General features: G+C 66.3%; 27 protein-coding genes and 1 pseudogene. 12 read left to right on the forward strand and 16 right to left on the reverse strand.

Annotated elements, in window-relative coordinates:
• Positions 1-123: 123 nt before the first annotated feature.
• Positions 124-1,128, forward strand: coding sequence for an NADP-dependent oxidoreductase (locus HNP46_RS05635; protein WP_184586642.1), 1,005 nt, complete (start codon positions 124-126; stop codon positions 1,126-1,128).
• A 229-nt stretch (positions 1,129-1,357) separates the two neighbouring features.
• A complete protein-coding gene (locus HNP46_RS05640; protein WP_184586644.1) occupies positions 1,358-3,097 on the forward strand; it encodes a SulP family inorganic anion transporter in 1,740 nt (579 codons plus the stop codon).
• On the opposite strand, the gene HNP46_RS36145 is transcribed toward HNP46_RS05640, so the two are convergent.
• A complete protein-coding gene (locus HNP46_RS36145; RefSeq protein WP_409372406.1) occupies positions 3,065-3,946 on the reverse strand; it encodes a methyl-accepting chemotaxis protein in 882 nt (293 codons plus the stop codon). The genes HNP46_RS05640 and HNP46_RS36145 overlap by 33 nt on opposite strands.
• A pseudogene (locus HNP46_RS36150) lies at positions 3,923-5,116 on the reverse strand (HAMP domain-containing protein); the annotation flags it as partial. The pseudogene HNP46_RS36150 and the gene HNP46_RS36145, both read right to left, overlap by 24 nt.
• A gap of 191 nt (positions 5,117-5,307) precedes the next feature.
• Between HNP46_RS36150 and HNP46_RS05650 the strand changes: the two are divergent.
• Positions 5,308-5,682: a hypothetical protein gene (locus HNP46_RS05650; RefSeq protein ID WP_184586648.1), complete on the forward strand. Its 375-nt coding sequence runs from the start codon at positions 5,308-5,310 to the stop codon at positions 5,680-5,682.
• 7 nt (positions 5,683-5,689) lie between these two features.
• Here the strand turns inward: HNP46_RS05650 and HNP46_RS05655 are convergent, their stop codons facing one another.
• Both HNP46_RS05655 and HNP46_RS05660 read right to left on the reverse strand, forming a co-directional pair.
• On the reverse strand, positions 5,690-6,298 hold the full coding sequence (locus tag HNP46_RS05655; RefSeq protein ID WP_184586650.1) for a flavin reductase family protein: 609 nt from the start codon (positions 6,296-6,298) through the stop codon (positions 5,690-5,692).
• Between the two features lie 65 nt (positions 6,299-6,363).
• Positions 6,364-6,642, reverse strand: a complete 279-nt coding sequence (locus HNP46_RS05660; protein ID WP_184586652.1) for a hypothetical protein — start codon at positions 6,640-6,642, stop codon at positions 6,364-6,366.
• 152 nt (positions 6,643-6,794) lie between these two features.
• Here HNP46_RS05660 and HNP46_RS05665 point away from each other — a divergent pair, with 152 nt between their 5' ends.
• Both HNP46_RS05665 and HNP46_RS05670 read left to right on the forward strand, forming a co-directional pair.
• Positions 6,795-7,142, forward strand: a complete 348-nt coding sequence (locus HNP46_RS05665; protein ID WP_184586654.1) for a GFA family protein — start codon at positions 6,795-6,797, stop codon at positions 7,140-7,142.
• A 402-nt stretch (positions 7,143-7,544) separates the two neighbouring features.
• Positions 7,545-8,891, forward strand: coding sequence for a nucleobase:cation symporter-2 family protein (locus HNP46_RS05670; RefSeq protein ID WP_184586656.1), 1,347 nt, complete (start codon positions 7,545-7,547; stop codon positions 8,889-8,891).
• Positions 8,892-9,097: 206 nt separating this feature from the next.
• Here HNP46_RS05670 and HNP46_RS05675 read toward each other — a convergent pair whose 3' ends face one another.
• From HNP46_RS05675 to HNP46_RS05685, 3 genes are all read right to left on the reverse strand, one after another.
• Positions 9,098-10,741, reverse strand: coding sequence for a methyl-accepting chemotaxis protein (locus HNP46_RS05675; protein ID WP_409372401.1), 1,644 nt, complete (start codon positions 10,739-10,741; stop codon positions 9,098-9,100).
• Positions 10,742-10,805: 64 nt separating this feature from the next.
• Complete coding sequence (locus tag HNP46_RS05680; RefSeq protein ID WP_184586660.1) at positions 10,806-11,144, reverse strand: hypothetical protein; 339 nt, start codon at positions 11,142-11,144, stop codon at positions 10,806-10,808.
• Between the two features lie 142 nt (positions 11,145-11,286).
• Positions 11,287-12,495: an O-antigen ligase family protein gene (locus HNP46_RS05685; RefSeq protein WP_184586662.1), complete on the reverse strand. Its 1,209-nt coding sequence runs from the start codon at positions 12,493-12,495 to the stop codon at positions 11,287-11,289.
• A 258-nt stretch (positions 12,496-12,753) separates the two neighbouring features.
• Here HNP46_RS05685 and dusA point away from each other — a divergent pair, with 258 nt between their 5' ends.
• A complete protein-coding gene (gene dusA, locus HNP46_RS05690; protein ID WP_184586664.1) occupies positions 12,754-13,746 on the forward strand; it encodes a tRNA dihydrouridine(20/20a) synthase DusA in 993 nt (330 codons plus the stop codon).
• Between the two features lie 62 nt (positions 13,747-13,808).
• The gene (tal, locus tag HNP46_RS05695) at positions 13,809-14,729 is read left to right on the forward strand and encodes a transaldolase (protein WP_184586666.1); all 921 of its coding nucleotides are present in this window, start codon (positions 13,809-13,811) and stop codon (positions 14,727-14,729) included.
• Positions 14,730-14,794: 65 nt separating this feature from the next.
• Here the strand turns inward: tal and rssC are convergent, their stop codons facing one another.
• The 4 genes from rssC to HNP46_RS05715 form a co-directional block, all read right to left on the reverse strand.
• Positions 14,795-15,277, reverse strand: a complete 483-nt coding sequence (gene rssC / locus HNP46_RS05700; RefSeq protein ID WP_138521783.1) for an anti-sigma factor antagonist RssC — start codon at positions 15,275-15,277, stop codon at positions 14,795-14,797.
• The gene (rssB, locus tag HNP46_RS05705) at positions 15,274-16,458 is read right to left on the reverse strand and encodes a two-component system response regulator RssB (protein ID WP_184586668.1); all 1,185 of its coding nucleotides are present in this window, start codon (positions 16,456-16,458) and stop codon (positions 15,274-15,276) included. The genes rssC and rssB overlap by 4 nt, the downstream gene beginning before the upstream one ends.
• A gap of 179 nt (positions 16,459-16,637) precedes the next feature.
• Positions 16,638-17,342, reverse strand: coding sequence for an MlaA family lipoprotein (locus HNP46_RS05710; RefSeq protein ID WP_184586671.1), 705 nt, complete (start codon positions 17,340-17,342; stop codon positions 16,638-16,640).
• A 169-nt stretch (positions 17,343-17,511) separates the two neighbouring features.
• Positions 17,512-18,228: a UTRA domain-containing protein gene (locus HNP46_RS05715; protein ID WP_184586672.1), complete on the reverse strand. Its 717-nt coding sequence runs from the start codon at positions 18,226-18,228 to the stop codon at positions 17,512-17,514.
• A gap of 112 nt (positions 18,229-18,340) precedes the next feature.
• On the opposite strand from HNP46_RS05715, the gene HNP46_RS05720 reads away from it, so the two are divergent.
• From HNP46_RS05720 to HNP46_RS05730, 3 genes are all read left to right on the forward strand, one after another.
• A complete protein-coding gene (locus HNP46_RS05720) occupies positions 18,341-19,084 on the forward strand; it encodes an HAD family phosphatase (protein WP_184586674.1) in 744 nt (247 codons plus the stop codon).
• Positions 19,081-19,662 carry a phosphonate degradation HD-domain oxygenase gene (locus HNP46_RS05725; protein WP_184586677.1) on the forward strand — a complete coding sequence of 194 codons (582 nt, stop codon included), beginning with the start codon at positions 19,081-19,083 and terminating at the stop codon, positions 19,660-19,662. The genes HNP46_RS05720 and HNP46_RS05725 overlap by 4 nt, the downstream gene beginning before the upstream one ends.
• A gap of 78 nt (positions 19,663-19,740) precedes the next feature.
• Complete coding sequence (locus HNP46_RS05730; RefSeq protein WP_184586679.1) at positions 19,741-20,004, forward strand: DUF4404 family protein; 264 nt, start codon at positions 19,741-19,743, stop codon at positions 20,002-20,004.
• A gap of 63 nt (positions 20,005-20,067) precedes the next feature.
• On the opposite strand, the gene queF is transcribed toward HNP46_RS05730, so the two are convergent.
• Positions 20,068-20,898 (reverse strand): NADPH-dependent 7-cyano-7-deazaguanine reductase QueF, encoded by an 831-nt coding sequence (queF, locus tag HNP46_RS05735; protein ID WP_184586681.1) that lies wholly within the window; start codon positions 20,896-20,898, stop codon positions 20,068-20,070.
• A gap of 129 nt (positions 20,899-21,027) precedes the next feature.
• A complete protein-coding gene (locus HNP46_RS05740; RefSeq protein WP_184586683.1) occupies positions 21,028-21,564 on the reverse strand; it encodes a cupredoxin domain-containing protein in 537 nt (178 codons plus the stop codon).
• A gap of 170 nt (positions 21,565-21,734) precedes the next feature.
• Here HNP46_RS05740 and HNP46_RS05745 point away from each other — a divergent pair, with 170 nt between their 5' ends.
• Together HNP46_RS05745 and HNP46_RS05750 are read left to right on the forward strand one after the other, a co-directional pair.
• On the forward strand, positions 21,735-22,415 hold the full coding sequence (locus HNP46_RS05745; protein ID WP_184586685.1) for a heavy metal response regulator transcription factor: 681 nt from the start codon (positions 21,735-21,737) through the stop codon (positions 22,413-22,415).
• Positions 22,412-23,728, forward strand: a complete 1,317-nt coding sequence (locus tag HNP46_RS05750; RefSeq protein WP_184586687.1) for a heavy metal sensor histidine kinase — start codon at positions 22,412-22,414, stop codon at positions 23,726-23,728. Before HNP46_RS05745 ends, HNP46_RS05750 begins: the two co-directional genes overlap by 4 nt.
• A 212-nt stretch (positions 23,729-23,940) precedes the next feature.
• On the opposite strand, the gene HNP46_RS05755 is transcribed toward HNP46_RS05750, so the two are convergent.
• The 3 genes from HNP46_RS05755 to HNP46_RS05765 form a co-directional block, all read right to left on the reverse strand.
• Positions 23,941-24,714, reverse strand: coding sequence for an ABC transporter permease (locus tag HNP46_RS05755; protein ID WP_184586689.1), 774 nt, complete (start codon positions 24,712-24,714; stop codon positions 23,941-23,943).
• Positions 24,711-25,643 carry an ABC transporter ATP-binding protein gene (locus HNP46_RS05760; protein ID WP_184586691.1) on the reverse strand — a complete coding sequence of 311 codons (933 nt, stop codon included), beginning with the start codon at positions 25,641-25,643 and terminating at the stop codon, positions 24,711-24,713. Before HNP46_RS05760 ends, HNP46_RS05755 begins: the two co-directional genes overlap by 4 nt.
• Positions 25,644-25,749: 106 nt before the next feature.
• Complete coding sequence (locus tag HNP46_RS05765) at positions 25,750-26,367, reverse strand: glutathione S-transferase (RefSeq protein WP_184586693.1); 618 nt, start codon at positions 26,365-26,367, stop codon at positions 25,750-25,752.
• Positions 26,368-26,417: the final 50 nt, after the last annotated feature.

Below are 26,417 nucleotides of genomic sequence, written 5' to 3' on the forward strand. Positions count from 1 at the left end.
TGATGATTCCCGCAAAGCCGGATCACTGGAACCGATGGGTGGACATTCCCCCGGCGGACGGAACTTGCCGTCGAGCGCCGCGCGGACTATCACCTAGGCTTTCCCCTGACCGAGTCCACTGCCATGTCCGCCCAGATCAACCGCCAGTTCCAGCTCGCCCAGCGCCCGGTCGGCGCCGCCACCCGCGACACCTTCGCCTACGTGGAAACCCCGGTCGGCGAGCCCGGCCCCGGGCAGATCCTGGTGAAGAACCAGTACCTGTCGCTGGACCCGGCCATGCGCGGCTGGATGAACGATGCCAAGTCCTACATCGCCCCGGTGGCCATCGGCGACGTCATGCGCGCCCTCGGCGTGGGCAAGGTGGTCGCCTCGCAGCACCCGGACTTCAAGGTCGGCGACGAAGTGAACGGCGCCCTCGGCGTGCAGGACTATTTCCTCGGCGAGCCCAAGGGCTTCTACAAGGTCGACAGCCAGCGCGCGCCGCTGCCGCTGTACCTGTCGGCACTGGGCATGACCGGCATGACCGCCTACTTCGGCTTCCTCGACGTCGGCCTGCCCCAGGCCGGTGACACCGTGGTCGTTTCCGGCGCCGCCGGCGCGGTGGGCAGCGTGGTCGGGCAGATCGCGAAAATCAAAGGCTGCCGCGTGGTGGGCATCGCCGGTGGCGCCGACAAGTGCCGCTACCTGATCGATGAACTGGGCTTCGACGGCGCCATCGACTACAAGGCCGAGGACGTCAATGCCGGCCTCAAGCGCGAATGCCCCAAGGGCGTGAACGTGTTCTTCGACAACGTCGGCGGCGACATCCTCGACGCCGTGCTGGCCCGCCTGGCGCCCAAGGCGCGGGTAGTGATCTGCGGCGCGATCAGCCAGTACAACAACAAGGAAGCCGTGCGCGGCCCGGCCAATTATCTCTCGCTGCTGGTCAACCGCGCGCGCATGGAAGGCATGGTGGTGATGGACTACGCCCACCGCTTCCAGGAAGGCTTCAAGGACATGGCGAGCTGGATCGCCGAGGGCAAGCTGAAGTCGAAGGAAGACATCGTCGAAGGCCTGGAAACCTTCCCCGAAACCCAGGCCAAGCTGTTCAGCGGGGAGAACTTCGGCAAGCTGGTGCTGAAGGTCTGACGCCGCTGCCATTGCTGGCGTAATTCGTAGGAGCGGACTCCGTCCGCGATAGGCCCGCATCGCGCCGCAAGCCATCGCGGACGAAGTCCGCTCCTACGAGTCTCCCCACACCGGCACGATCTTGCCGAGGTTCTGCATTTCGCGCTCTATCTCGATGATTTCCGACAAGCTCTGCTGAGGCTTTCCAGCTAGGATTTCCCCTTGGTCGATTCCAAGGAAGATCCCCTCGATGTCCCTCGCCCGTTGGCTGCCCGGTCTGGACAGCCTGCTGCACTACCGTGTCGACTGGCTGCCGCGCGATATCCAGGCCGGCCTGTCGGTGGCCGCGGTGCAGATTCCCACCGCCATCGCCTATTCGCAGATCATCGGCTTTCCGCCCCAGGTCGGGCTCTACGCCTGCATCCTGCCGATGCTGATCTACGCCATCGTCGGTAGTTCGCGGCAACTGATGGTCGGCCCGGACGCCGCCACCGCCGCCATGGTCGCGGCGGCCATCACGCCGCTGGCGGCGGGCAATCCGGAACGCCTGCTGCAGCTGTCGATGATCGTCGCGGTGCTGGTGGGTGTGCTGTCCATCGCCGCCGGGGCCGCTCGCGCCGGCTTCGTCGCCAGCTTCCTGTCGCGGCCGACGCTGGTGGGCTACCTGAACGGCATCGGCCTGAGCCTGATCGCCGGGCAATTGGGCAAGATCCTCGGCTACCACAGCGAAACCAGCGGCTTCGTCCGCGGGCTGATCGCCCTGGTGCGCAACCTCGCCGACACCCATTTCCCAACCCTGGCGCTGGGCATCGGCACCCTGGCGCTGATGATCCTGCTGCCGCGCCGCTACCCGAAGATTCCCGGCGCGCTGGTGGGCGTGCTGTTCGCCTCGCTGCTCGCCGCCCTGTTCGGCCTGGACCAGTACGGCATCAAGCTGCTCGGCGAGGTGCCGCAGGGCCTGCCGCACCTGAGTTGGCCGAAGACCAGCGTCGAGGAACTGGGCAGCCTGTTCCGCGACGCCATGGGCATCACCATCGTCAGTTTCTGCAGCGCCATGCTCACCGCGCGCAGCTTCGCCGCCCGCCACGGCTATGCGGTCGACGCCAACCACGAATTCATGGCGCTGGGCATGGCCAATATCGGTGCGGGGATTTCCCAGGGCTTCGTCATCAGCGGCGCCGACTCGCGCACCGCGGTGAACGACATGGTCGGCGGCAAGAGCCAGCTGGTCGGCGTGGTCGCCGCGCTGGTGATCGGGCTGGTTCTGCTGCTGTTCAGCAAGCCGCTGGGCTGGGTGCCGATGCCGGCGCTGGGCGCGGTGCTGCTGATGGCCGGCTGGGGGCTGATCGATTTTCGCGCGCTGCGCGGCTTCTGGGCGCTGAGCCGGTTCGAGTTCGGTCTGTGCGTGCTGACCACGGTGGGTGTGCTCAGCGTCGGTGTGCTGCCGGGCATCTTCGTCGCGATCATGCTCGCCCTGCTGCGTCTGCTCTACCTCACCTATCGCCCCCACGACGCGGTGATGGGCTGGGTGCACGGCATCGACGGCCAGGTGGAGCTGGAGCAGTACCCCAACGCCCACACCCTGCCGGGGCTGGTGATCTACCGCTTCGATGCGCCGATCCTGTTCTTCAACGCCGACTACTTCAAACAGCGCCTGCTGGAAGTGGTGGCCGCGGCGCCGAACGCGCGCGCAGTGCTGCTCAATGCCGAGGGCATTCTCAACCTGGATATCAGCGGCCTGACCACCTTGCGCGAAGTGCAGCAGACGCTCGACGCCCAGGGCGTGCACCTGTCGCTGGCGCGGGTGACCGGCGAGGCCCTGGCGATGCTCAAGCGCTCCGGCGCCCTGGGCGAGGTGAAGCCGCCGCTGGTGTTCAGCTCGGTGCGCGCAGGCGTCAACGCCTACCGCCGCTGGCACCAGCAGCGCAAGCGCGAGCTGGCGACCAGCGCCCAGGCACTACAGGCGGAACTGCCCGACCAGCCCCTGTAGCTCGCGGCTGAGCTGCGCCAGCTCGACGCTGGAAGACGCGGTGGACTCCATGGCCTGGGCCGATTCGTCGGCAATGCCACGGATGCTGCTGACGCTGCGGCTGATCTCCTCGGCCACCGCGCTCTGCTGTTCGGAAGCAGCGGCGATCTGCTGGTTCATCTGGTGGATCACCGCCACCGCCGAGGCGATGGTGCCCAGTGCGGCCTCGGTCTGCACCGCGTCGCCCACGGTCATCTCCACCAGCGCGTGACTGCGCTGCATGCGCTGTACCGAGGTACTGGCGCCGCTTTGCAGGGCGGCGATCAGCGTTTCGATCTCGGCCGTGGACTGCTGGGTGCGCTTGGCCAGCGCCCGCACTTCGTCCGCCACCACGGCAAAGCCCCTGCCCTGTTCGCCGGCCCTCGCCGCTTCGATGGCAGCATTGAGCGCCAGCAGGTTGGTCTGCTCGGCGACGTTCTTGATCACGTCCAGCACGCTGCCGATGCTCTGGCTCTCACGGCCGAGCTGCTCGATGCTCTGGGTGGCCGCACGCACGGCCTCGGCCAGTTGCTCGATACGGCCCAGGGTCTGGCGCACCACGTCCTGGCCGCTGGCAACCTTGCCGTCGGCCTGCTCGGCGGAACTGGCGGCCTCCTCGGCGTTGCGTGCCACGTCGTGGACGGTGGCAGCCATCTGGTTCATTGCCGTGGCTACCTGGTCGGTTTCGGCCTTCTGGCTGTTCACCCCGTGCTGGGTGCGTTCGGTGACGCTGGACAACGCCTGCGCCGAAGCGGTGATCTGCCCTACGCCCTCGCTGAGCCGGCTGACGATGCCGCGCAGGCTGTCGGCCATGCTGCCCACCGCGCCCATCAACTGGCCGACTTCATCCTTGCGCCGCGCCTCGATGCTGACGCTCAGGTCGCCCTCGGCGATGCGCCGGGCCATGCCGATCACCTGGCGCAGCGGGCGCACGATCATCCAGGTGATCAGCAGCGAAGCCAGTGCGCCCACCAGCAGTGCCAGCACCGCCGAAGCGATGATCATCACGCTGTTGGTGCGCAGTTGCGATTGCATGGCCGCGCGCTGGGCGGCGTAGGCATCGTCGACCTGCTGCATGACCTGGGCCGCGCGCTGGTTCATCTGCGCGTGGACCTGTTTTTCCTGATCGAGGCTGGCGGTGTACTCGTCGAGCTTCTCGACGAAGGCGTTGATGTTGGTGATGACGTCCTTGAGCACCGAGACATAGGTCGGGTCGGTGATGGCCTCCTGCATCTTGGCGGACAGCTCCAGCGCCTCGGCGGCGGACTTGATGCGACCGCCCGCGGCTTTCTCGGCACTGTCAGCCCCCTCACCGGCGGCCTCCATCTGCGAGCGCGCCTCGTTCAGGCCCTGCAGCACCAGGCGATAGAGCTGGCTGACCTGGGCAGCCTGCTGCAGCAGTTCCTCGCCTTTCTGGCCCTGGGACTCCTTGAGTTCGTAGGCACCGTCGTCGGCGAGACTCGATTGCAGGATGTCCAGGCTGTTGGAAGCGCCGTTCACCGACCAGGTGGCGGCATCCAGCGACAGGCGCCGGCTCTTGCTGGATTTCTCGAATTTATCGAACGCAGACAGGTAGTCGGCGACGCCCTGCTCCACCTGGGCCATGGCAGCGGCCTGGTCGGGTTGGGCCTTGAGCCGCGCCACCGCCTCATTCAGGTTGCCGGCGTGCTCGCGCAGGCGCTTGGCGGAAGCGTCGCTGGCGTCGATGACGAAGTCCTTCTCGCTCTGGCGCATCTCCAGCAGTTCGCGGTTGATGGTCGACATGTCGCCCAGCAGGTCGAAGCGCTGGGCAATCGCCCGTAGCGAGGTGACACCGATCACCGCCACCAGCGCGGTGAGCAACAGCACCAGGCCGAAGCCGATGGCCAGCTTTTTCGCCGTACCCATATCGGCCAGACGACGCTGCACGAATGCAACCATGGCATCTCCCCCCTTGCGCAATGGCGTGCAGGAAATCCTTGAAGGTCTCCTGATCGTTATCGGTGCTAGTGGGCGGAACATTAGGAGCGACGTCGGGCGCGGGATAGAGGTGGCGGCGTTGATGGCACATTGATGGTGCGCAGAGGCATGCGGAGGTCGTATCCAGAATACTGAACAGGACTTTCCTGACGCGAACAGGGAAATCACCGACAGCTATACACAGGCCCGAGCCTTCAGATTCCGACACCTGTCCCTTGCTCTCGGGTTGTCGGATGAACGCCTTCTACCAACTGGTCCTGCAGCGTCGCCTCGCCGGTTATCCCCACGAACTGCAGCTGCCGCAGCTGTACCGCCAGCAGCAGCGCCTCGATCCCCTGCTGCTGGCGCGTGGGCTGCTGCCGATCCGCCGCTTCGTCTGCCCGCTGGCCTGCGACGAGGTCAAGGGCGAATGGCTGGATTGCTGGTTCGATGCCCGGACCGGCTTGCGCCTGGTCCATGGCATCGTCGAGCTGGTCCACGACAGCGGGCTGGAACTGGAGCAGCGCGACGAGCTGCTGTCGGAACTCTTCGCCCTCGGTGAACGGCTGGACGACGCGCGCCTGGGCGGCATCCACTGGCAACTGGGCCTGGAGCTGGAGTTCGCCTGAGGAGCGTTTACTTAGGACGGATCATGCCGAAGGTGTCGCGGGTGTAGCTGTACTGGGTGCCGCCCAGGCGCCCCACCAGATCGAGCTTCGCCGGGTCGACGTGGCGCTCGTCCAGCATCACTGCGTCGTCGATGTGTGCCAGCAGCACACGGGCGAAGATCAGCAGGCTGGAAGGATTCTCCGCCGGGTACGGCATGATCTGTTCCAGCTGGCATTCGAAGGCCACCGGCGCGCCGACTATGCGCGGCGGCGCCACACGTTCGCTGGGCACGGTAGCGATGCCGGTGTGCTCGATCTCGCTGACGCCGTGGGGCAGCCAGGCAGCAGTGGCGTTCATGGTCTCGGCCTGGGCAGCGCTGACCAGGTGGATCACCAGCTCGCCGGTCTCGCGCACGTTGCGCAGAGTGTCCTTGACGCTGCCGTCCTCGCGCACGCTGGTGTTCACCAGCAGGGTCGGCGGCGAGTCACTGATGACCTGGAAGAAACTGAACGGCGCGAGATTGCTCTGGCCCTCCGCCGACAACGTCGAGACCCAGGCGATGGGGCGCGGCGTGACGGTGGAGGCCAGCCAGCGGTAGGCATCGGCCTTGGGCAGCTGGGTGAAGTCGAGTTGCATGGGGACATCCGGGGCAATGCGGTGGGAAGACACGGGCCGCGGCAGGCGGCCCGCAAATGCGCAGCTCAGCGGCCGGCGCGGGATTCCTTGATATAGAAGCGCGCACGGCTGGCCTTGTCGGCGCAGCCGTCATAGGCCTCGACCTGCTGCTGGGTCTTGGCGGCGGTCAGCAGGCCAACGGCCTTGGAGTAGCTGACGGTACCGGCGAAGCCCTCGGCCTTGGCCAGGTCCAGCTCGTGCCACGCGGCATTCAGCTCGTTGGCGCAGCTGTCGCGGTTGACGGTCTTGCCCGAGCAGCCGGCGACAGCCAGCAGCACGGCGATGATCAGGGGGATGCGCGGCATGACGGAACTCCTGGATGTGTTCGCGGGTGAATCCAGCTTAGAACGCGGCGCAGAGGCCTGCCGGACGGCGCCGAAGTATGCCATCGGACCGACGGCATTCAAGCGACTACTACACTGTTTTGCCACGGGATATCCCGAGAAGGAGAAAGACCATGGTGCACCAGGGCAGCTGCCATTGCGGGCAGATCGCGTTCGAAGTGGAAGGGGATGTCGGTGAAGTCGTGTCATGCAACTGCTCGATCTGCCGGCGCAAGGGCTCGCTGCTGTGGTTCGTGCCGCGCGGCAAGCTGAAGCTGACCACTGCTGAGAGTGCGATGAGCACCTATACGTTCAATACCCACCGCATCGAGCACCGCTTCTGCCCCACCTGCGGCTGCGCACCGCTGGCCTTCGCCACAGCGCCGGACGGCACGCCGATGGCGGCGATCAATGTGCGCTGCCTGCCGGCCGTGGAGCTGGGCGATCTGACGGTGAAGGAATACGACGGCAAGAGCCGCTGAAAGCCACCCTCAGCGCAATGCATTGCCGATGCTCTGCGCATCGGCGCGGCGCCAGCCCAGGCTGCTCTTCCGCCGCCATGAAAGGGCTTTTTCGACACCCCGGCGCAGGTCGGGGCAGAGAGTCCAGTGCATGAGCGCCGCTAAAAATGTAGTTCACTCGACCAATGGCTACAAAAACACCGAAACCACGGAACACGCGGCCTAGAGCCTCGCAGAACCACGAAGACAAATCGTGACCAGAGAGTTGTATACAAAAATCGATTGAACGTAATACACATCGCGTTTATAAAGTCCCGCACCGCTTCACCCGCTCGGCCCCGGGGGTGAGATCGGCCAGTACTTCCCGGTTGTCGTGCCCGTCCGGCAACCAGCGACTGACAACAATAAAAACCGAGGTGTTGCATGTCCGTGGTAACTGAGCGCTCCACTACCGGCTCGCCCGTCGACCAGCGTTTGCCCTTGCTGCAGCTGCTGCTGGTCGGCTTCCAGCACGTTCTCCTGATGTATGGCGGCGCCGTCGCCGTGCCGCTGATCGTCGGCCAGGCCGCTGGCCTCTCCCGCGAAGAAATCGCCTTCCTGATCAACGCCGACCTGCTGGTTGCCGGCATCGCCACGCTCGTGCAATCGCTGGGTATCGGCCCGGTGGGCATCCGCATGCCGGTGATGATGGGAGCCAGCTTCGCCGCCGTCGGCAGCATGGTCGCCATGGCCGGGATGCCCGGCGTGGGAATGACTGGCATCTTCGGCGCGACCATCGCCGCCGGCTTCTTCGGCATGCTCATTGCGCCCTTCATGAGCCGCATCGTGCGCTTCTTCCCGCCGCTGGTGACCGGTACCGTGATCACCTCCATCGGCATGTGCCTGTTCCCGGTGGCGATCAACTGGGCCGGTGGCGGCAAGGCCGCGGCCAACTTCGGCGCCATCGAATACCTCGCCCTGTCGTCCTTCGTGCTGGCGGTGATCCTGCTGATCAACCGCTTCATGAAAGGCTTCTGGGTCAACGTCTCGGTACTGATCGGCATGCTGCTGGGCTATATCATCGGCGCCAGCATGGGCATGGTCAGCCTGGACGGCATCGAGCAGCGCCCGTGGTTCGACGTGGTCACCCCGCTGCACTTCGGCGCGCCGGAATTCCACCTCGCGCCGGTACTGTCCATGTGCCTGGTGGTGGTGATCATCTTCGTCGAATCCACCGGCATGTTCCTCGCCCTGGGCAAGATCACCGAGACCGAGATCTGCCCCAACCGCCTGCGCCGTGGCCTGCTGTGCGACGCCAGCGCCTCGTTCGTCGCCGGCTTCATGAACACCTTCACCCATTCCTCGTTCGCCCAGAACATCGGCCTGGTGCAGATGACCGGTGTGCGCAGCCGCTACGTCACCGCCGCCGCCGCGCTGTTCCTGATCGCCCTGTCGCTGCTGCCCAAGGCCGCCTTCCTGGTCGCCTCGATTCCGCCAGCCGTGCTCGGCGGCGCCGGCATAGCCATGTTCGGCATGGTCGCCGCCAGCGGTATCCGCATCCTCCACGAGGCGGACATCGTCGACCGCCGCAACCAGCTGCTGGTGGCGGTGAGCATCGGTATGGGGATGGTGCCGGTGGTGCGCCCGGACTTCTTCGCTGCCCTGCCCCAGTGGATGGAGCCGATCACCCACAGCGGCATCGCCATGACCGCAATCTGGGCCGTGGTGCTGAATATCCTCTTCAACATCCTCGGTGAGCAGGGCCGCGACGCCCTCTGCGGGCATCACTGAGTCCCTTTCGCGGGCGTCTCCCGGACGCCCGCACCCAGCCGCGTCCTACTCCTTCGCGGCTTTTTTTCGCCTGTGATTCAGAGCGAGCCTGCTCGCGATGAGGTCTCTGATACTGGTGCCAGAGTGGGTGCGCGCCCTGTTCGCGAGCAAGCTCGCTCCTACAGGGTATCGTTGGTGCGGACCTGTTTTTGCCTGCCTCTGGGCTATCAGGTCTCCGGCCGGTAGCCCAGGCGCAGGCCACCCCACTGGCGGCCGCGTACGTAGATCGGCACCGAAAGGTCGTGCATCAGCTCGCCGGTATCGCGGCAGTAGGTCTGCAGCAGCATCGGCTGGTTATGGCTGCCGCAGCGCACGCCGGTGCGGTCGTTGAACAGGCGCTTGCTGCGGCTCTTGAGCATGTCCACCTGGGCATCGCCGGACGGCGGATGGCTGAACGCCTGGTTGTGCGTCGGCACGTAGCCCTCGGCGGTGCAGGCGATGGCGAACACCAGCCCTTCGTGGCGCTGCAGCAGGTCTTCCTGGATGCGCGGCAGTACCTCGTCGGTGTAGCGGTCGAAGCGCGTGCGGAACTTCTGCGGATGGGTGCCCGGCATCGGCTGGTAGTCGCGGTCGAACAGGGCGTCGAAGTCGACCCGGCCATTCTCCACGTCCGTCTCGAACTTCGCGCCGATGGCCTGGGCGCCCGCGCGGGCCAGGTCGTAGATGCGCTGGTGATAATCGTCCAGCGCCACTTCGGCAAGACGCTCGCTGATCATCTCCGCCTGGGTTTCCAGCTGGATGGCCGCGTCGGCCAGGCGATGGGTCTGCTCGTCGCTGGCACGCAGGTCGCCGCGTACCTGCTCTACCGCGCTGAACAGGCTGTCCAGCTGGTTGCGGTTGATCTCGGCGCCCTCGGCGATCTCGCTGATCTGGGTTTCCACGCTGGCGGCCAGGCCAGCGATGTCCTGCAATTGCCGCCCGGTGCTTTCCACCTGACTGACGCCCAGGCCCAGGTCGTCAGTGAGCTGGCGGATCTGCTCCACCACTTCGCCGGTCTGGCGCTGGATATCCTCAATCATCTGCCCGACTTCGTCGGTGGCCTCGGCGGTGCGTCCGGCAAGGCCGCGCACTTCCTCGGCGACCACGGCGAAACCACGACCGTGCTCGCCCGCCCGCGCCGCTTCGATGGCCGCATTGAGGGCTAGCAGGTTGGTCTGGCTGGCGATGGACTGGATCACCTGGGTGACGCGCTGGATGTCCTCGCTACGCGCACTCAGCGACTCGATCAGCGCGCGGCTGGCGCTGGCGCGCTGGCTCAGTTGGCGCATGCAGTCGATGGCGGCCTGCAGCTCGCTGCGGCCGCTATCGCTGCCGGCGCGCGCCAGGGTCGCGGCCTCCTTGGCCTGGCGGGCCAGGTTCGAGGTGGCGCGCTCGGTGTGGATCATCACCTCGGCGCTGCCGACGATCTGCTCGGCGGCCACCACCTGGGACTCCAGCTTCTCCACCAGGCGCTGCACCGAGAACGACACCCCGGCGGCGGACAGCGCATTGCGGCTGGTGCCCTGGGACAGCTCACGGGTCAGCTCGGCGACGTCCGGCAGCACGGCCAGCGCGCTGGCCGGCGCGGCACGCTCGGGGATGAACCACGGCCCCCACAGCAGCACGGCGGCCAGCAGCAGGCACAGCGACAGCGGCCAGTCGCCCAGCGCCTGGGCGATGAACAGCAGCACCAGGCCACAAGTCTGCAGGGTAAGGATGAGGACGATACGCGGACGCGCGATATCCATGGCGGCAGCTCTCTTCTGGCGGGCCCGACCGCTGCACAGCGCACGAACGCTGCCGGGGAGCCCGATTATTCTTGTCAGAGCCATTAGGCCGCCTGCCTGGCGCGGCGGCTATCGTTCCTTAGTGGTAGACGCAGCGCTGCTTGAGTCGCTACAGGCAGCTACGCGCGGCCAGGGTGATTGCATCGTCCGGACTCGGCGCATTGCGGCGGTAGAGCACCACGTCACTGCCCTTGTCCGCCGCCGTGGTTTCCAGCAATGCCTCGGTGTAGTCAGCCGAGGCGGCCGGCAGCAGCAGCCGGTAGCCGAAACGGATCTCACGCACCGTTGCCGCGGGACGCAGCCCCTGCCATTGCGGCAGCAAGCAGGTCATATAGACCGAAGGCGACTTGCCGCTCTCCAGGCGCAGCACGGGCGCCTCTTCCTTCAGGCGACCCGGCGAGGAGCAGCCCGCCATCAATACAAGGAGCATCATCACCAGCAGCTTCATCGACCAATCCCCGTGGAATGAGTCCCTGAGGTTAGCACTCGGCGCTGCCAGCGCAGGGCTCCCCCAGGGAGCGAAGCCTGGGTGGGCAGGCGGTCTGCCAGGCTCGGGCTGGCAACCGGCGCAGCCTTCGCCGCGCGCCTGCTCAGGCCGGGTGGGGAGAACTGAAGGGTGGTGATACGGGCCGCTGCGAAGAGGCCCGGTACTGGCTGGAAGCGGACGCCAGCGCCCCGGCCATCGGCAGCCAGAGCCACATCCAGACCACATTCGGCGCCGCGACGAAGAAGTGCATTTCCACCATGAACACCACGGACGATGCCGCCAGCACGGCGAACCACAGCGGCGCCAGAGGCGAGCGGCTGTGCCACAGCGTCCACAGGCAGACCGCCAGCATGACCAGCAGGGACGCCAGCCCCACCCCGCCGAACTGGTAGAGCACTTCCAGGTAGAGACTGTGGGGGTTGTGCACCACCTGCCCGGTGCTCAGCACCACGTCCCCCAGGTCGGTGTGGGCGCCGTGGCCGAACCACCAACGCTCGCCCACTCGCTCGATCACCGTCCGCCAGACTTCATCCCGGTGGGTCAGGCCACGCGAACCGAATTCGTAGGCCAGTTGCCGGTAGCCGCCAATGGCCACGGCAGCGCCACCCAGGCCCAGCAGCCCCAGGGCAGCCTGGCGCATGCGCCCTTGCGAGCCGACCAGCACCAGCACGACGGCGCCGATCAGGGCGGCCATCCAGGCCGCCCGGGAGAAGGTGAAGTAGACGTAGACCCCCTGGGTCAGAGCGCACAGCGACCAGATCGCGAGCCCCGTCCAGCGCCGGCTGCGCAAAGCCAGCCAGAGCGCGACGATGAAGCTGAACGCGTAGTTCATGCCCGCTTCGATGGTGATACCGAACTCCGCAACGCCCGGCACCCCGGAGTCATGGATATTCAACGTGCGGTAGGCGAAGGTGAACTCGCCCAGCTGAACCTTGTGCAGCAGTGAGAATGCCGCGAAACCTGCGCCCGCCAGGGCGCCGATGCCCAGCACAAGGCGCCAGAAGCGGCCGTCCGAGACGCCCACGGCGATTATCACCAGGCTGAAGAACAGGATCATCAGCAACTGCCGCACCGAACTGGAAGACTCGGCAACCAGCGCGTTGGCCAGCAGCCCCGCCCAGAACAGGGCGAACAGGATGAACGTCGCCGACATCCAGCGCGCCCGTTCCCGAACCAGCTGGGGCACTGCGCAAAGCACGGACAGGCAGGTCAGCAGACGCAGCGTCTTTTCCCAGTTCCCCGAATCCGTCGGCCACCAGAAACGTCCCACCAGCAGGCTGACCAGGGTAATGCCCGCGAGGGCGATACTCATGACCGTCAGGACCCGCGCAATTCGTTGAATCTGCATCACTCTTACAACGCTCGATCAGACTGACGCGGCACTATACACGGGAGCTGTAATGAGCTGAAACAACTGCCCAGCGCTTCTGCCCAGCGGGCTGGCAAGCAATGTGCTTGCAATGCGCAACATGCAATGTGCGCCGACGATGGGTAAAATGCTGCCCTTGACTCTCGAATCCTCTCCGGCGCCCCGAAAACCCTGGGCGTCCGCCGCCACATTGATGAAGACATGACTATTCCGCTCCAGCGCCCCGAGCCCTCCCGCCGCTTCTCCGTGGCGCCGATGATGGATTGGACTGACAGACACTGCCGATTTTTCCTGCGCCAGTTATCCAGTCACGCCCTCCTCTATACGGAAATGGTCACCACCGGCGCCGTTCTGCACGGCGACACCGCGCGCTTCCTGCGCCACGACGAGTGCGAACACCCGCTGGCACTGCAACTGGGCGGCAGCAACCCGACTGACCTGGCTGCGGCGGCGAAGCTGGCCGAAGCGGCTGGCTACGACGAGGTGAACCTGAACGTCGGCTGCCCCAGCGACCGCGTGCAGAACAACATGATCGGCGCCTGCCTGATGGGCCATCCGGCGCTGGTGGCGGACTGCGTCAAGGCCATGCGCGATGCGGTGTCGATCCCCGTAACGGTCAAGCACCGCATCGGCATCAACGGCCGCGACAGCTATGAGGAGCTCTGCGACTTCGTCGGCCAGGTGCGCGACGCCGGCTGCCGCAGCTTCACCGTACATGCGCGCATCGCCATCCTCGAAGGCCTGTCGCCCAAGGAGAACCGCGAGATCCCACCGCTGCGCTACGACATCGCCGCGCAGCTCAAGCGCGACTTCGCCGAGCTGGAGATCGTCCTCAACGGCGGCATCAAGACCCTGGAGGAATGCCGCGAGCACCTGCAGGTGTTCGACGGCGTGATGCTCGGCCGCGAGGCGTACCACAACCCCTACCTGCTGGCCCAGGTGGACGCCGCGCTGTATGACTCGGACAAGCCGGCCATCACCCGCGCCGAGGCCCTGGCCCGCATGCGCCCGTATATCGAACGGCACATCGCCGAGGGCGGTGCCATGCACCACGTGACCCGCCACGTACTCGGTCTGGCCCAGGGCTTCCCAGGGGCGCGACGCTTCCGCCAGCTGCTTTCGGTGGACGTGCACAAGACCCAGGATTCCCTCGGCCTGCTGGATCAGGCCGGAGAACTTCTCGCTGGTCATTGAGTCCCGTTGAGTGGCGCATCGGCCTCGGGTAAGGTCGATGCACTCTCTATGGAAGACGCGCCATGACCTCCAAGCTGGAACAACTCAAACAGTACACCACGGTCGTCGCCGATACCGGCGACTTCGACGCCATTGCCCGCCTGAAGCCGGTGGATGCCACCACCAACCCGTCGCTGCTGCTCAAGGCCGCCGCCCTGCCCCGCTACACCGAGCACCTGGCCCGCGCCACCGAAGGCGCCCAGGGGGATGCTGGCCTGGCCTGCGACCGCTTTGCCGTGGCCGTCGGCAAGGACATCCTCGGCGTGATTCCGGGGCGCATCTCCACCGAGGTGGACGCCCGCCTGTCCTTCGACACCGAGGCCACGCTGCAACGCGCCCAGCGCCTGATCGAGCTGTACGACCAGCACGGCATCGGCCGCGACCGCGTGCTGATCAAGATTGCCTCCACCTGGGAAGGCATCCGCGCCGCCGAGCAACTGGAGCGCGAGGGCATCCAGACCAACCTGACCCTGCTGTTCTCCTTCGCCCAGGCCGCCGCCTGCGCCGACGCCGGCGTGTTCCTGATCTCGCCCTTCGTCGGGCGCATCTACGACTGGTACAAGAAGGCCAACAACCGCGATTACGTGGGCGCGGAAGATCCGGGCGTGCAGTCCGTCGCGCGCATCTACCGCTACTACAAGGCTAACGGCTACGAGACGGTGGTGATGGGCGCCAGCTTCCGCAACCTGGGCCAGATCGAACAACTCGCCGGCTGCGACCGCCTGACCATCAGCCCGGACCTGCTGCAACAGCTGGCCGACGCCCAGGGCGAACTGCCACGCGCGCTGCAACCCGGCGGCGGCGAGGCGCGCCAGGTTCTGGACGAAAGCGCCTTCCGCTGGCAGATGAACGAAGACGCCATGGGCACCGAGAAGCTGGCCGAAGGCATCCGCCTGTTCGCCCGCGACCAGGAGAAGCTCGAGGCTCTGCTCGCCGGTCGCTGAAAACGGCGGACGAGCCAACGCAAACCGGCGCCCCAGGGCGCCGGTTTGCATTTGGGCTCATCGAATCAGTGACGCTCTAGAGCGCTCACCAGGTCGTGGAACGCCTCGCGGTTGGTCTCGTTCAGGCCCATCAGGATACGGTGGGCTTCGAGCACCTTGCCGCGCACCACCTCCTCGGACTGGTCCTGAGGAGGCAGATCGGTCAGGCAATCCGAACACGGAACCGGGCGATCGACGATGTTGAACACCTGATCGAAGCCCATCGACTGCAGCAGCCGGGTGATGTCCGCGTTGGTGGTGACCAGCGTGGGCAACAGCCCGACCTTCTGCCGCGAGAGAATCGACAGCTTCGCCAGGAGGCCCAGCGTGGTGCTGTCGATGCTCTGGGTTTCCGTGAGATCGATGATGATCGCCGAGAAATTCAACGCGGCGAAGATTTTTTCAATGGTGGCATCCAGCGCCGAACACAGGGTCAGACGGACTTCGCCCACGAACTTCAGGACGAATGAGCCATCCTGCTCGGCGAACTGGATTTTACCGGTACTCATGCAAGGTTCCTGCTCAACACCAGCAAGGCAATATCATCCGGCATCTCGGACAACTTGGCCAGTCCGAAGACTTGGCGCAGGCCATCCAGGGTTCCGCCGGCGGCGACGACCTGCTCGGGCAGGGCCGTCTCCTTTTCCTTCAGCGTAGCTCCCGGAAGCACATCGAGAATGCCGTCCGAGAACAGGGAAAGACTGAAGGACTTGGGTAGATCGAGGACATGATCCTCGTAAGTCGCTTCGTCGAACAGCCCCACCGGCAGGCCACGGCCTTCCAGGTAGCGGGCTTCGCCGTCGACGTAGAGCACCGGCAACGGCAGGTGACCGCCGATGCTGTAAGTCAGGCGATCGGTTTCCAGGTCAATCACGCCGCCGAGCATGGTCACGTGCTTGCCCAGGTTGCAGTTGATCAGCCCGCGGTTGATGTGGCCGAGCACGTCCGACGGCTTGAACTCCGGCAACAGGTCGTTGCGCTTGGATTCGTACAGCAGCCGCGTGGTCATGAACTTCAGCAGCACGGTGACGAAGGCGGACGAGGCGCCGTGGCCGGAAACGTCGGCCAGGTAGAAGCCGATGCGGCGGGCGTCTACGCGGAAGTAGTCGACGAAGTCACCCGACAGGTACAGCGACGGGATGATCTGGTGGGAAAACGCCAGGCCTTCGGACTCCCAGGGAGTCTCCGGAAGCATGTTCATCTGCACCTGGCGACCGGCGTTCTGGTCTTCCTGAAGCAGGTTCAGGCTGGCCTGCAGCTCGCGGTTGGCGGTTTCCAGCTTCTCGCGGTAGCGGCGGTTTTCCGAGCGCAGGAAGGCGCGATCCAGGGCACGGCGTACCGAGTGTTCGAGAACGGCGAGGTCTTCCAGCGGCTTGATCAGGTAGTCGGCGGCGCCCAGGCGCAGGGCTTCGACGGCGTCACTCATGACGCCGGCGCCGGACAGCACGATCACCGGGGTTTCCACCGCCATCTCGCTGACGCGACGGATCAGCTCGAGGCCGTCCATCTGCGGCATGCGCAGATCGCAGATCACCAGGTCGGGGAGTTCGTGCTCGAAGACTTTCAGGCCTTCCAGGCCGTTGGTGGCCTGTGTGACCTTGAATCCGCTGTCTTCCAGGTAGGCGGCGAGGCTTTCGCGGACGACGTCGTCGTCATCGATAATCAGCAGCGAGGCACTGGCTTTGTGCATGGGTCATCCAGGCAAACGGCGCCGGGGTTGTGGTTTGGCGCTCATTCTAGGGAACAGCGGCGCGGGTCGGTCGCGACAAGGCGCAGACACTACTCCCATCCGCTCAAGGGTTCAAGCAGGCGCCGCCCGCGCCACGAATGGCGCGGGCCGGGGGACAGGAAAGGCCTGCGCAAGGTCGATCAGAAGTCGTCTTCGACCTCGCCGTCCTTGACCTTGAACTCGCGGTTCTGCAGGTAGGCGTTGCGGATGAAGGTGTACTTGTCGCCGCTGATCAGCTTCTCGGACTGCAGCAGGTTGGCGCGCGTGTCCACCACGTCGACGGCGCGCAGGCTGTTGCGCACGGGCACATTGTCGATGTACGGGTACATGCCGGTGTAGGCGTCCGGGATCAGCGCGGGGGCGTCCCGCAGGGTGCTCGGGCCCAGTAGCGGCAGCATCACGTAGGGGCCGCTGCCCACGCCCCAGTGGCCGAGGGTCTGGCCGAAGTCTTCGTCGTTGCGTTGCAGGCCCATGTGGCTGGCCACGTCGATGAAGCCGGCGAGGCCGAAGGTGGTGTTGAACAGCAGGCGGCTGGTGTCGACGCCGGCATTGTGCAACTTCAGCTGCAGCAGGTCGTTGACCAGGTTCTTCACGTCACCGATGTTGTCGAAGAAGTTGCTCACGCCATCCTGCACGAGGTTCGGGGTGACGTACTGGTAACCCTGGGCCAGCGGCTTGAGCGCGTAGGTGTCCAGGGTGTCGTTGAAGGTGAAGATCGGACGGTTGACGCTCTCCCACGGGTCGTCCTCGCTGGCAGCCTGGGCCAGGAACGGGAGCGTGGCGAGGCCGGTGGCGGCGATCAGGCTGAAGCAGCGTTTCGTCCAGTGGACGCCTGGTTGGCGCATCGGGAGTTCTCCAGTGAATGTCTTTCGGGCCAGCCATGGCGGCCCCGCTAGGCGGGCAGATTATATAGAGGCGCAACGGTTTTGCAGACCCGGACCGCTCTCGCAGGATTTCGATTCGGGCTCAGGGGCTGCCGTTTCGCTTGCTGTCGATTGAAAGCATAGTGCCAGTTCAGTCCGGATACCGTGCGTCGATGACGATTTCCAGCGCATCGGAGCGCCAGAACTCCTGGTCCCACTCCACCAGCCGGCCATCCTCGATATAGCTGGCGCGCTCCACGTACAGGCCAGGTGAGCCAGGCGTCAGCTGCAGCGGTGCGGCTTGCGCCTCCACCAGCGCCGTGGAGTGCATGGCCAGTTCGGAACGAGACAGGCTCAAACCCAGTTCCTCGCGCAGCACGCGGGTAAGCGAAGTATCCAGGCCATGCGCGAGCAGGTCCGGGCACCAGCTGGCGTCCAGAGTCAGCTGTTCCAGCATCACCGGGCGCTCGTCGACCCAGCGGCGGCGCAGGATATGGAAGACCTCGGCCTCCTCGGTCAACCCCATGCGCCGCGCCAGCAAAGGCCCAGCGGCACGCCGTTCGGCCGACAGCACTTCGGTGCGCGGCAGCCGGCCCTGGGCATGCACATAGTCCATGAAGCCGGTGGAGCGAGTGGGGTTGTAGCGGATGCGCGGCGGCGAGACGAACCAGCCGCGGCGATTCTCGCGGTACAGCACGCCTTCTGTTTCCAGTTGTTGCAGGGCTTCGCGCAGGGTCACTCGGGTGCAGCCGAAGCGTTCGGCCAGCTCGCGCTCGGCAGGCAGGCGCTGGCTCAGCGCGGCGCTGGCGATGTCCCGCGCCAGCTGGTCACGGATGCGCAGGTAGTGGGGCACGGGATCGACCGGCATGGGCATCTTCCAGGGAAAGGCGCGGCGATTATAACGGCAGCGCCGCAGACTTCATCGGACCGTCACATTGCCCCGCTAATCTGGCCTAGACCAATCATCAGAAAAGCCCACCATGCCTGCGACCGCCGACCTTCCGCGCTTCACGACCCTGCTGTTCGGACTTTCCGGCGATCTGGTGGACTTCGGCGCAAGGACGCTGCCGGTAGCCCTGCAACGCACTTGCCCCGACTGTCCACCCGAGCGCCTGCTCGAAGCCGCCGCCCTGCCCCCGCAGGAGGCCCTGGACCACGTGCTGGGCCGCAGCGCCGACGGCCCGGAGCGCGAGCGCTTTCAGGGCGCCCTGGAAGCCGCCGCCCAGGCCCACGCCGAGGCCACCCCCGGCGCCCTGCAAGCGCTCCAGGCGCTGCAGGGGCATGGCGTGCCCTGCGCCTGGCTCGATGAGCTGCCCACTGCCACGGCCCAGCACCTGTCCACCGGACTCGTCGATCGTCTGGCTACTGGCCTGGAAGTCGCCGGTCGCCCACTGCCCGCGCCGGACTCCTGCTGGCAGGCGCTGATGCACCTGGACAGCCCGCACCTGGACGGCTGCGTGCTGGTCAGCGGCCAGCCGCGCCTGCTCCAGGCGGGCCTCAACGCCGGCCTGTGGACCATCGGACTGGCCGCCAGCGGCCCTTTGTGCGGCCATGCGCCGGGCGACTGGGACGCCCTGGGCAACCTCGACCGCGATCGCCTGCGCGCGCAGGCGACGCTGGGCCTGTATCGCCTGGGCGTGCACTCGGTCATCGATCACCTGGGCGAGCTGGATTCCTGCCTGCAGGACATCGCCGGCCGCCGCCTGAAAGGAGAAAAGCCATGAAGCACGAGCGCCACCGCTTCCTCGACGAACTGGCCGAACGCTTCGCCAGCCACGGCGCCGAGCCTTACGGCGAAGCCGTGAGCCAGGCCGAGCATGCCTTGCAGTGTGCCACCCTGGCCGAGCGCGCCGGTTGCTCCGACAGCCTGGTGATCGCCGCCCTGCTCCACGACATCGGTCACCTCTACGAGGACCCGCAGCTGATCGAGGAACAGGACCTGCGCCACGAGGAGTTCGGCGCCAGCCTGCTGCGCGAGCTGCTGCCCGAATCGGTCTGGCAGCCGATCCGCCTGCACGTGGCCGCCAAGCGCTACCTCTGCGCCATCGACCCGGCCTACCACGCCGGCCTGTCCTGGGCCTCGCGGCAGAGCCTGGCGCTGCAGGGCGGGCCGTTCGACCAGCGCGGCGCCAGCGCCTTCCTCAATGCACCGTTCTCCCAGGACGCGCTGACCCTGCGCCGGCTGGACGACCTGGGCAAGGACCCGGCCATGCGTACCCCTGAGCTTGAGCACTTCTTCCCGCTGCTCGAACGCCTGCTGCGGGTTGACCGGCATCAGGCAAGGGTGCGCGCGGCGGGTTAAGCTCAAGGGCATGGCGATGGACCTTTTCCCCAACGGACGAGGTCCATCTTTGGGTACGTACCGCAGAAGGACACCACCATGCCGACACAACGCCTCCAGGAAGAACTCCAGGCCCTGCGCGACCAGCTGGAACGCCAGCCGCCGCTGAACGCGGAAGAGCGCGAATCGCTGCAAGCGCTGATCCAGGACATCGAGCTGCAGCTGGCCAACGAAGAGGCGCTGGCCGACGAGACCCTGATGGACAACGTCAACCTGGCCGTGGAGCGCTTCGAGGCGAGCCATCCGACCCTGGCCGGCACATTGCGCTCCATCGTCCAGAGCCTGGCGAACATGGGCATCTGAGCCCGCTGAGCATAAAAAACCCGGCCTCGGCCGGGTTTTTCGTATCGGCGTTTTACCAGCGCCTCACTGACGCACCAGCCGACGATTGTCCGGCTGCAGCGCCTCGCTGCTGCGGTAGGGGTTGATGTCCAGGCCGCCACGACGCACGTAGCGGGCGTAGACGCTCAGGCGGGTCGGCTGCAGCAGGCGCTGCAGGTCGAGGTAGATGCGCTCGACGCACTGCTCGTGGAAGTCCTGGTGCTGACGGAAGGACACGACATAGGCCAGCAGGCTCGCGGCATCCAGCGCCGGGCCGCTGTATTCCACCACCAGCGTGCCCCAGTCCGGCTGGCCGGTGACCGGGCAGTTGGATTTGAGCAGGTGGCTGTAGAGCACTTCGTCCACGCGGCGGGTATCGTCGCAGCGCAGCAGCTCCGGGCGTGGGTGATCGTAGCTTTCCACGGCGATGTCCAGGTCGTCGACGCAGGTGCCCCCGATCACCGCCACACCCTCGCGCGCCACTTCGTCCAGGCTGCGCACGCGCACGCCGACCGGCGCGCCAGCGGCGGCGGACAGGTCGCGCTCCATGACTGCACGCACCGCTTCGGCGCTATCGAAGGCGGTCTGGTTCAGCGAGTTGAGGTAGAGCTTGAAGGATTTGGACTCGATGATGTTCGGCGACTGCGCCGGGATCGCGAACTCGCCGATGGCCACCACCGGCTTGCCCGAAGCGGTCAGCCAGGACAGCTCGTAGCAGTTCCACAGGTCCACGCCCTGGTACGGCAGGGTCTCTGCAGTCAGGCCCAGCTCCGCCCACTTGGTGCTGCGGGAGATCGGGAACAGCAGCTGCGGCGCGTAGCTGGAGACGTATTCGCTGGATTTGCCCAGGGGCGAGTGTTCGGCGGGATGCTGCATGGGAAGACCTGCTGGATCGGCGATGCGGGAGGTGGCGCGAGGCGGCGAGTGTATACAAATCCGCCGGCCCTTTCAGCAGCCGGCGGACGACGCGGCATCTCCACGCGTGCTGCCCCACGCCCCTCTCTCTCAGGGCGCGACGGTCAACTGGCCGACCATGCCCGCCTGGTAATGCCCCGGAATATTGCAGGCGAATTCCAGGCGGGTGGGCTTGCTGAAGGTCCAGGTCAGCTCGGCGCTCTGGCCCGGCTCCACCAGCACGCTGTTGGGATCGTCGTGCTGCATCGTCCCGCCATGCCCCATCTGGCTGTGATCCATCTGCCCGCTGTCGTGCTGCACACCGGTGGGGGTGAGCATCCCGGCTTCCAGCATCTGCTGCATCTCCTTCTGGTGCTCTGCGTGCAGGGCGGCGCTGCCGAGGTTGAACTCGTGCAGCAGGCTGCCGTCGTTGTGGATGACGAAGCGCACGGTCTCACCCGGTTTCACTTCGATGCTGCGCGGTTCGAAGTACATCTCGCCCAGCCTGATCTCGACGGTGCGAGTGGCCTGGGCGGCCTTGGCCGGCTGGCCGAAATCGTAGCCGTGGCCGGCATCGGCCAGGGCCGGCAGGCTGCTGGCAGCGCCGAAGCAGAGGATGGCGGCTGGCAGCAGGTGGCGCAGGAACATGGCGAATCTCCTCGAATGGATGCCGCCCATGCTGACCTGCGGCACCTGAGGCCTGCCTGTCGGGAAGATTACAAATGCGTAAGCTTGCAGCCGCCGCCGGGCTGACGCGGTATAAAACCGCCAGCCACACTGATCCCCAGCCGCGCCTCGCGCCCCGAACGGACACCCCCATGAAACTCCTCATCGTCGAAGACGAACCGCGCATCGGCCAGTACCTGCAGCAGGGCCTGAGCGAGGCCGGCTTCGCCGTCGACCTGAGCGCCGACGGCGACGAGGGCCTGCAGCTGGCCCTGGCCGGGGCGTATGACCTGCTGATCCTCGACGTGATGCTGCCCGGCCGCGACGGCTGGCAGATCCTCCAGGCGCTGCGCCAGGCCGGCAGCGCCGTACCCGTCCTGTTCCTCACCGCCCGCGATGCCGTGGAAGACCGCGTACGCGGCCTGGAACTGGGCGCCGACGACTACCTGGTGAAGCCCTTCGCCTTCGTCGAACTGCTGGCCCGCGTGCGCACGCTGCTGCGCCGCGGCAGCCAGCAACTGCAGGAAACCACCCTGCAACTGGCCGACCTGGAACTGGACCTGCTGCGCCGCCGCGTGCATCGCGCTGGCCAGCGCATCGACCTGACCGCCAAGGAGTTCGCCCTGCTGGAGCTGCTGCTGCGCCGCCGTGGCGAGGTGCTGCCCAAGTCGCTGATCGCCTCCCAGGTGTGGGACATGAATTTCGACAGCGACACCAATGTCATCGAGGTCGCCATCCGCCGCCTGCGCGCCAAGGTCGACGACGACTTTGCGCAACGCCTGATCCACACCGTGCGCGGCATGGGCTACGTGCTGGAGGAGCGCGAAGCATGACTGCGCGCCTGTCCCTCGGCCTGCGCCTGAGCCTGCTGTTCGCCGCCTGCACCGCCGCCGTGTCGTTGCTGGCCGGGGTCATCTTCAGCCGCGCCAGCCAGGCGCACTTCCTCGAACTGGACCAGCAGTTGCTGACCGGCCGGCTGGCGATCTTCCGCGACGTGCTGGCCGGCGTGGGCAGCGCGGAGCAGCTCGCGCCACGCCTTGCCGACCTGCGCCGCGAGCTGGGGCGCCAAGCCGACCTCGGCCTGCGCCTGCAGGGAGCCGATGGCCAGCGCTGGTTCTGGCAACTGCCGACAATGCCCGCAGGCAGCGGCGAAACGCCGGCCTACCGCGAGCTGCAGGCCCCGCTGGATGCCGCCCAGCCGCAGGGCGCACAGCTCGTGCTGATCCTCGACATCACCCATCACCAGCATTTCCTGCAGCGCATGCAACGACTGATCTGGCTGACCATGGGCCTTTCCGCCCTGGCCACCGCGCTGCTCGGCGCATGGGCCGCTCGCGTCAGCCTGCGTCCGTTGCGGCGCATGGGCGAGGTAGCGGCGCAGGTCAGCGCGCACTCGCTGACCACCCGCCTCGACGCCGGGCAGATGCCGCAGGAACTGCGCGGCCTGGCCGGCGAGCTGAACGCCATGCTGGCGCGGCTGGAAGAGGCCTTCCAGCGTCTCTCGGCGTTCTCCGCCGATATCGCCCACGAACTGCGCACGCCGCTGACCGGACTGCTGACCCAGACCCAGGTGGTGCTGTCGCGCCCGCGCGGCCTGGAGGATTACCGCGAGGCGCTGCACGGCAACCTGGAGGAGCTGGAGCGGCTCACCGCGATGGTCAACGACATGCTGTTCCTGGCCAAGGCCGACCACGGCCTGCTCACGCCCAACAGCCAGCCGCTGGCACTGGCCGGCGAGGTGGATGAACTGCTGGAGTTCTACGGGCCACTGGCCGAAGAAAAGTCGATTCGCCTGGAGCGCGACGGCGAACTGTCGGTCCGGGGCGACCGCGCCCTGCTGCGCCGGGTGCTGGCCAACCTGCTGGACAACGCCCTGCGCTTCACCCCGAACGGCGGACAGGTTCGCGTACGCCTGGAGCCGGGCCGGCTGAGCGTGGAAAACCCCGGTCGGGAGATTCCCGCCGAACGTCTGCCACGCCTGTTCGACCGCTTCTACCGCGCCGACCCGGCCCGCCGCGAGGGCCAGGGCGAACATGCCGGGCTGGGGTTGGCGATCTGCCGCTCCATCGTCCGCGCCCACGGCGGGGAGATTCGCTGCGAGTCGGCGCAGGGCTGGACGCGGTTCGTCATCGAATTTCCGCAATAACGACCGCTCACACCCCGTAGGAGCGGACTCCGTCCGCGATCTGGTCGGCCTGATGCCATCTGGTCGGTCGGAGTGGCGTTGAATCGATCGCGGACAGAGTCCGCTCCTACGCCGGCCGGGATGCTCGCTCCTACAAGATCAAGAGCCCTCCAGCGGTGTGTCGCCAATGCCACAAAAAAGAAAAGGCCCCAACCGGGGCCTTTTCTTCTGAATCAGCGCAACGCGCCGCTCACCAGCAGGCGTACGCAGAAGAGGTAGAGCAGCACAGTCGCCACCAGCATGAAGACCACCGCGACACCGATGCGGATGTCCGACACGCCGAGGATGCCGTAGCGGAAGGCGTTGACCATGTGCAGGATCGGGTTGGCCAGCGACACCGTCTGCCAGAACGGCGGCAGCAGGGTGATCGAGTAGAACACCCCGCCCAGGTAGGTCAGCGGCGTCAGCACGAAGGTCGGGACGATGGAGATGTCGTCGAAGTTGCGCGCGAACACGGCATTGACGAAACCGCCCATGGAGAAGATCCCGGCGGTCAGCACCACCACCAGCACGGTGATGCCCAGGTGGTGGATCTGCAGGTCGGTGAAGAACAGCGACAGCAGGGTGACGATCACGCCCACCGCCAGCCCGCGCAGCACGCCGCCGCAGACGAAGCCCAGGAGGATGGTGTGCGGCGACACCGGCGAGACCAGCAGCTCCTCGATGTTGCGCTGGAACTTGCTGCCGAAGAAGCTCGACACCACGTTGCCGTAGGAGTTGGTGATCACCGACATCATGATCAGCCCCGGCACGATGTACTGCATGTAGGTGAAGCCGCCCATGTCGCCGATCTGCCGGCCGATCAGGTTGCCGAAGATGACGAAGTACAGAACCATGGTGATCGCCGGCGGCAGCAGGGTCTGCGGCCAGATGCGCAGGAAGCGGCGGACTTCGCGGTAGACGATGGTGTTGAGGGCGACCCAGTTGGCGCGCAGTTCGTGACTCATACCGCCACCTTCGACAGATTCTTCTCCACCAGCGACACGAACAGCTCCTCCAGCCGGTTGCTCTTGTTGCGCAGGCTCAGCACCTGCACGCCCTGGGCGTTGAGCTGGACGAACAGGCCGTTGATGCCCAGCGACTTGTCCACCTGCACTTCCAGGGTGTGGTCATCCACCAGCCGCGCCGGGTAGCCGTCGAGCTTCGGCGCCTCGCCCAGGTTGCCCTGCAGGTCGAGGTAGAAGGTCTCCACGTGGAGCTTGTTCAGCAGCTTGCGCATGCTGGTGTTCTCCACGATGGTGCCGTGGTCGATGATCGCGATGTTGCGGCACAGCTGCTCGGCCTCCTCCAGGTAGTGCGTGGTGAGGATGATGCTGATGCCTTCGTTGTTGAGCTCGGTGAGGAAGTTCCACATCGAGCGGCGCAGTTCGATGTCCACACCTGCGGTGGGTTCGTCGAGGATCAGCAGGCGTGGCTCGTGGACCAGCGCGCGGGCGATCATCAGGCGGCGCTTCATGCCGCCGGAGAGTTCGCGGGAGGCGGAGTTGCGCTTGTCCCACAGGCCCAGCTGGGTCAGGTACTTCTCGGCGCGCCCCTTGGCCACGCTCATCGGGATGCCGTAGTAGCCGGCCTGGGTGACGACGATGTCGAACACCTTCTCGAACTGGTTGAAGTTGAACTCCTGGGGCACCACGCCCAGGCAGCGCTTCAGGCCATACGGGTCCTTGTCCAGGTCATGGCCGAACACGTTGACCGTGCCGCCGGTTTTGTTCACCAGGGTGGAGAGGATGCCGATGGTGGTGGATTTGCCGGCGCCGTTGGGGCCGAGCAAGGCAAAGAAATCACCTTCGGCGACGTCCAGATCGATGCCCTTGAGGGCCTGGAAGCCGTTGCCGTAGGTCTTCGTCAGTTGACGGATGGACAGCGCGGAACTCATGGGTATTCCCGTTGCAAGTCGGTGGAAAGACGCATGTCTTCGAAAAAGGGCCTGCTTGATAAGGCTATGCCGCGGCGATTGCAACCTTCGCGGCCCGCACAGGCATTCAGGTCAGCTCGGTCATCACCGCCTCGCGGTAGGCCGGGCGCGCCTTCAGGCGTTCGTACCAGGCCTGCAGATGCGGCTGCGGCGGGCGCTCGATGGGCATTTCGAACCAAGCATAGATGAAGCAGCCCAGCGGAATGTCGCCGATGCCGAATTCTTCGCCGCTCAGGTACGGCTGCTTCGCCAAAGTCGCTTCGGGGATGGCCAGCAGGCCCACGCAGGTATCGATGGCGGCCTGGATCGCAGCCACGTCGCGCTGCTCCGGCGGGGTGCGCAGGGTACCCCAGAACACGCTGCGGAACGGCGCGGCGAGGGACGAGGTGGTCCAGTCCATCCACTTCTCGGCGCTGGCGCGCCGCTGCAGGTCCTGCGGATGCAGGGCCGGGGCATAGCGAGCGGCGAGGTAGCGGACGATGGTGTTGGATTCCCAGAGGATGAAGCCGTCGTCGTCCAGGGTCGGCACCACGCCGTTGGGGTTCAGCTCGCGGTACGGCGCATCGTTGACCACGCCGAAGGCGCCGCCGGCGTCGATCCGCTCATAGGCCAGGCCCGCCTCCTCCGCGCACCAGAGTGCCTTGCGCACGTTGGAGGAATTCTTCCGGCCCCAGATCTTGAGCATGCTGCGCCTCTCTTGTTGTCGTCATTCGATGGCATCGCATCCCACGGACA

The organism is Pseudomonas nitroreducens, from assembly GCF_014204515.1.
Taxonomy (GTDB): Bacteria; Pseudomonadota; Gammaproteobacteria; order Pseudomonadales; family Pseudomonadaceae; genus Pseudomonas; species Pseudomonas nitritireducens_A.